Origin of the sequence: Comamonas sp. GCA5 (assembly GCF_036541385.1) — a bacterium.
GTDB lineage: Bacteria > Pseudomonadota > Gammaproteobacteria > Burkholderiales > Burkholderiaceae_C > Comamonas > Comamonas aquatica.
Window position 1 is genome coordinate 1 of record NZ_JAZHFR010000139.1, and the last position, 5,316, is coordinate 5,316.

A 5,316-nucleotide genomic window follows, 5' to 3' on the forward strand; every position below is an offset into this window, starting at 1 on the left:
CCCAGGCCACCCCGCGAGCCCGGCGCCCGCAGTCACCCAGCCTGCGCCTGCCGCCCCGGCCGCCGCCGTGGTCGAGAAGGCCGACAAGACCGAGAAGGCCAAGGAAGGCCCCTCGGCCCACCAGCAGGCCGTCGACGCGGTGGAAAAGGCCGTGCTGGCCTGGGCCAAGGCCTGGGAGCAGCAGAACATCAACGCCTACTACGCGGCCTACAGCCCCCACTTCGATCCCCAGGGCGGCACCCTGGCGGCCTGGAAGCAGGAGCGCAAGGACCGCATCGTGGGCCGCGACGCCATCACCGTGGCGGTGCGCAACGTGAAGGTCACGCTGGACGGCGACAAGGCGGCAGCCAGCTTCCAGCAATACTACGCCTCCGGCAGCTACAAGGCCACCACACGCAAGACCCTGCGCATGCAGCGCGAGAGCAACCAGTGGCGCATCGTCCGAGAAGAAACAGGCCGCTAATGTCCCGCGATCCGATCCGTAGCCCCTTGCCCACCCTCCGCCCGCGCTGGCTGGCCACCTGCCTGGCCGGCGCCGCGCTGGCGGGCAGCCTGGGCTGGACCTCCACCGCCTGGGCCTCCTCACACGCCCAGGAGCTGGCGCGTGCCGAGCAGCGCCTGGTCGCCATCCTGGCGCAGATCGAGCGCCGCGAAATCAACGCCGCCCTGCGCGCCGTGGCCGAGCTGACCGAGGAGGTGCCCAACTTCCGCGCCGCCCAGTTGCTCTACGCCGACCTGCTGCGCATGCGCACCGGCAGCGGCCCCATGGGCGCCCAGCTGGCCCAGACGCAGACCACGCCCAGCATCAGCAACCGCAGCGTGGCCGACCAGAGCATTGCCCCGCCCGAGTTCTTCCAGGGCCTGCAAAGCGAGCTGCAGCGCCGCCGCCAGGCCGCGGTCGACCTGCCGCCACCGGGCATGATCCCCAGCAACTTCCTGCACCTGAGCCCCTCGGTGCGGCATGCGATCGCCGTGGATGCCAGCCGCTCGCGGCTGTACGTGTTCGCCAACGGCCCGCAGGGCATGGAGCTGATCTCCAACTTCTACGTCACCGTGGGCCGCAACGGCGTGCACAAGCGCGCCGAAGGCGACCAGCGCACACCGCTGGGCGTGTACTTCGTCGGCCGCCAGATCCCTGGCGAGAAGCTGCCCGAGCTCTATGGCAAGGGCGCGCTGACGGTCAACTACCCCAACGACTGGGACCGCCTGCAGGGCCGCACCGGCAGCGGCATCTGGCTGCATGGCGTGCCCTCCGACCAGTTCGCGCGCGTGCCCCAGGCCAGCGATGGCTGCGTGGTGCTGTCCAACCCGGACATCAGCTTCCTGATGGAGTCCATCGACCGCCGCACGCCGGTGCTGATCGCGGAAAAGCTGGACTGGGTCACCCCGCAGTGGACCACCCAGCAGCACAAGCAGGACAGCTTCATGCAGGGCCTGGAGCAGTGGCAGACGGCCTGGCGCCAGGGCGACACGCAGCGCCTGTCGGCGCTGTACAGCGCCGAGCTGGCCGGGGCCGAGCCGCTGAGCAAGCGCCGCAGCCGCCTGTCCTCGTACGGCCCGCTGGCCAACCTGGCGATCGATGACATGTCGGTCTACAACTGGCGCGAGGCCGCTGGCGAGATCCGCATCGTCAACCTGCATGTGGCCACCAAGGGCGGCAACAGCCCCACCGTGCGCCAGTACTGGCGCAAGCAGGACGGGCGCTGGCAGATCTTCTCGGAAGACGTGCTGAGCTGAGCACCACGCGCCGCCGACACCCCGCAAAAAAGCCCGCTCGCATCGCGCCAGCGGGCTTTTTTTGTGTCCGGCTCCAGGGCCAGGGGCTGCTCAGGTCTTCATGCGCTGCACCAGGCGCTGGCTCTGGGCGTCCAGGCCCACCAGTTCCACCGTGCAGCCATGCTGCTGCAGGCGCTGCACCACCTTGTCCAGGGCGCCGACGGCGGTGATGTCCCAGAAGTGCGCGCCGCTGACGTCGATGCGCACCGGCAGCCCAGCCACGGCACGCACGTCGAAGCTTTCCACCAGCGCATCGGCCGAAGCAAAGAACACCTGCCCGCTGACCCACCAGGTGCGCGCCCCGGTGGCCGGATCATCCGCATGGCGCACCTGCAGCATGTGCGCCACCTTGAAGGTGAAGAACACGCCCGACAGCAGCACCCCGGTGATCACGCCCGCCGCCAGGTTGTGCGTGGCGATGGTGATGACCACCGTGGCCAGCATCACGCCGCTGGACAGGCGCGGGTGGCGCACCAGGTTGCCCAGCGACTTCCAGTCGAAGGTGGAGGCCGAGACCATGACCATGATGGCCACCAGGGCCACCACCGGCACCTGCGACACCCAGTCCTTGAGCGCCACCATCAGCACCAGCAGGAACACCCCGGCAAACAGCGTGGACAGGCGCCCGCGACCGCCGTATTTCACATTGCCCACGGCCTGGCCGATCATGCCGCAGCCGGCAATGCCGCCGAAGACGCTGGAGGCCATGTTGGCCAGGCCCAGGCCCGTGCATTCGCGGTTCTTGTCGCTGGGGGTGTTGGTCATCTCGTCGACCACGGCGGCGGTCAGCACCGACTCCAGCAGGCCGACCATGGCGATGGCCAGTGCCGGCAGCAAGATGATGCGCAGCGTCTCCAGGCTGGCGGGCACCGCGGGCAGGCCGAACTGCGGCAGCGCCTCAGGCAGCCGGCCCAGGTCGGCCACCGTCGCCACGGGCAGGCCCAGCAACGCCGCCAGCACGGTCAGCACCACCACGCAGATCAGCGGCGAGGGGATCAGGCCGAACAGCGTCAGCCCCAGGCGCTGGCCCAGCCACGGCAGGCCGTAGATCAACAGCAGGCCCAGCGCCAGCAGGGCCCAGGTGGGCGCATTCGCCCCGTGCAGGTGCGGCAGCTGGGCGGCAAAGATCAGGATGGCCAGCGCATTCACAAAGCCGGTGCGCACCGAGCTGGAGACAAAGCGCATCAGCACGCCCAGCTTGCACAGGCCAAAGACGATCTGCAGGGCCCCGGCCAGCAGGCCGGCGGCAAACAGGTAGGGCAGGCCGTGCGCCGCCACCAGCGGTGCCGCCACCAGGGCCACCGAGCCTGCCGCCGCCGACACCATGGCCGGGCGCCCGCCGAAGATGGCGATGACGATGCTGATGACAAACGAGGCGAACAGCCCCACGGACGGATCGACCCCAGCGACGAAGGAGAAGGCGATCACCTCCGGAATCAGGGCGAAGGTGGCAACGGCGCCGGCCAGCAGTTCGCGCGGAATGCTGGGCGCCCATTCCGCACGCAGGCGGGCAAGCAGGGGCAAGGACATGGACAGATGCAACGAGCGGGGGCGGTGGGCGGAGCGTGACCTGGTGGTCACCCACAAAAAAGGAGCTGCCAGCGCTGGATATGACTGAGTTTCAGAGATAAAACCATCTGAAACCCTTTGCATACCAGCGCCAGCAGCTCCTTTTCAAGAAGCGTGCCGGGACGGATTCCACCCCGGCGTTCCGGCATTCAGGCGATCAGGCGCCGCAGCACTTCTTGAACTTCTTGCCGCTGCCGCAGCTGCAGGCATCGTTGCGGCCGGGCTGGTCGCCCTTGACCACGGCCTCCACGCGGGGGCCGATGCTGCGCCACAGCTGGCGCAGGTCGTACACGGCCCAGATGGCTTCGCCGAACGCGTCCAGGCGCTCCTGGCTGGTGGAGGCGGGGCCTTCCTCGGCGTACAAGTTCAGCGCGGGCTCGCCGTCGTCGTCCTCGGTCAGGTCGACCACGAATTCCATGGCCGCATCCAGCATCTGCGCGGCTTCCTTGTCGCGCGGGGCGGCCCATTCCTCGGCCCAGTTTTCCACCACGAACATGAAACCCAGGGCCCAGACCTGGGCGAAGGACGGGATCTCCTCATCGGCCAGCTCGGCACGCTCGGCCTCGGGCAGCATCAGCACAGCGCCGCGGGTGTCCATGACTTCGGGCTGGAAGGCGGCCTCGTCCTGCAGGGACTTGATTTCGGTGTCCAGTTGGGTGCGCAGCTCGGCCATGCGCAGCGCGGCCAGTTCCAGGAAACGGGCCTGCTGGGCATCGTCCAGGAAGGCTTCCAGCTTGGGCAGGGGCTGGCCTTCGGCCACGCTCAGCGCCTCGCCGTCACCCAGCAGCATGGGCAGCCATTCGGTGGCGGGGATCTCGCGGCGGGTGCAGACGATGGCCGCCAGGAAGCCGTCGCAGAACTCCCACTGGGGGATTTCCTCGGCGCGCTCGCGCATGGCTTCCAGCATCGCGTCCAGCTCCTCCAGCATCTCGGTGCTCAGGGCGGATTGGGGTTCCAGGGTGTCAGGGGTATCGGTCATGGGACGGTGTCGGTGTGCGGGGGGAGGGCCGGGGCGATGGCAGGGCCGTCGCGGGGGCCGGAAGGTGGCGGCATGCGCAGGCATGCAGCGCCGTTGCCGCGCAGTGTAGCCCGCAGGCCAAGTCCGCGTCGCGCACCCTGGCGTTGTCGACCCGCGCGCAGCCCCCGGCGAACAAGGCACAATCGCCGCACCGACCACCGGCCTGCCTGCAGGCCCCTGTTTTTCTGGACCGACTGCCTGTGCCTGCTTCCGCAACCGCCACCGACTACGACGCCTTCCTCCACGCCCACGTGCAGAGCCAGCCGCACAGCGTCATGCGCTACGACGTGGACGGGGAGAGCCTGTGGGTCAAGCGGGCCGGCGCCACCGTGCCGGGCTGGCGCCTGCGGGTGCTGGGCGCGGCCGCCAAGGCCTTGCGCATGCCTGTGCTCACCCCCGTGCCCAACCCCGGTGGACGCGCGGCCATGGCCATCGAAGTGGCGCGCCTGCAGGACCTGCAGCGCCGCGGCCTGCGCGTGCCCACCGTGCTGGCGCACTGCGCCGACGGCTTTGTCATGCGCCACCTGGGCGCCCCCGGCCAGGAAACGCCCAACCTGGGCAATGCGATGGAAGAAGCCATGCCCCGCGGCGCCCACGCCGTGCTGGCGCTGTGGAAGCAGGGCCTGCAGGCGATTGCCAAGGTGCACAAGGCCGGCACCTGCCTGAGCCAGGCCTTTGCGCGCAACCTGGTGCGCTGCCCCGATGGCGTGATCGGCTACATCGACTTCGAGGACGACCCCGCCGCCCACCTGCCCCTGGCCGTGTGCCAGGTCCGCGACGCCCTGTGCTATGCCCACTCCACGGCCTGGATCCTGGCGCAGGCCGGGGCGCTGGAGCCGGCACGTGCGCAGTGGAAGGCCTGGGTCAGCACCCTGTCGCCCGACGCGCGCGAGTTGCTGCACGCCTCCATCGCGCGCATGGCCTGGGCCGGCCGCCTGCCCGACAGCCGCCGG

At 69.8% G+C, this 5,316-nt stretch carries 5 protein-coding genes; 3 read left to right on the forward strand and 2 right to left on the reverse strand.

Annotated elements, in window-relative coordinates:
- Both SJH88_RS18435 and SJH88_RS18440 read left to right on the forward strand, forming a co-directional pair.
- Positions 1-463, forward strand: a 463-nt coding sequence (locus SJH88_RS18435; protein ID WP_420921761.1) for a L,D-transpeptidase Cds6 family protein, incomplete at its 5' end; no start/stop codon positions are given.
- 26 nt (positions 464-489) lie between these two features.
- Positions 490-1,737 carry a L,D-transpeptidase family protein gene (locus tag SJH88_RS18440; RefSeq protein ID WP_274755311.1) on the forward strand — a complete coding sequence of 416 codons (1,248 nt, stop codon included), beginning with the start codon at positions 490-492 and terminating at the stop codon, positions 1,735-1,737.
- 90 nt (positions 1,738-1,827) lie between these two features.
- Here the strand turns inward: SJH88_RS18440 and SJH88_RS18445 are convergent, their stop codons facing one another.
- Both SJH88_RS18445 and SJH88_RS18450 read right to left on the reverse strand, forming a co-directional pair.
- A complete protein-coding gene (locus tag SJH88_RS18445) occupies positions 1,828-3,306 on the reverse strand; it encodes a SulP family inorganic anion transporter (RefSeq protein ID WP_274755312.1) in 1,479 nt (492 codons plus the stop codon).
- Between the two features lie 196 nt (positions 3,307-3,502).
- On the reverse strand, positions 3,503-4,324 hold the full coding sequence (locus SJH88_RS18450; RefSeq protein WP_274755313.1) for a UPF0149 family protein: 822 nt from the start codon (positions 4,322-4,324) through the stop codon (positions 3,503-3,505).
- A 239-nt stretch (positions 4,325-4,563) separates the two neighbouring features.
- On the opposite strand from SJH88_RS18450, the gene SJH88_RS18455 reads away from it, so the two are divergent.
- A partial coding sequence (locus tag SJH88_RS18455; protein WP_274755314.1) for a BUD32 family EKC/KEOPS complex subunit occupies positions 4,564-5,316 on the forward strand: 753 nt, incomplete at its 3' end.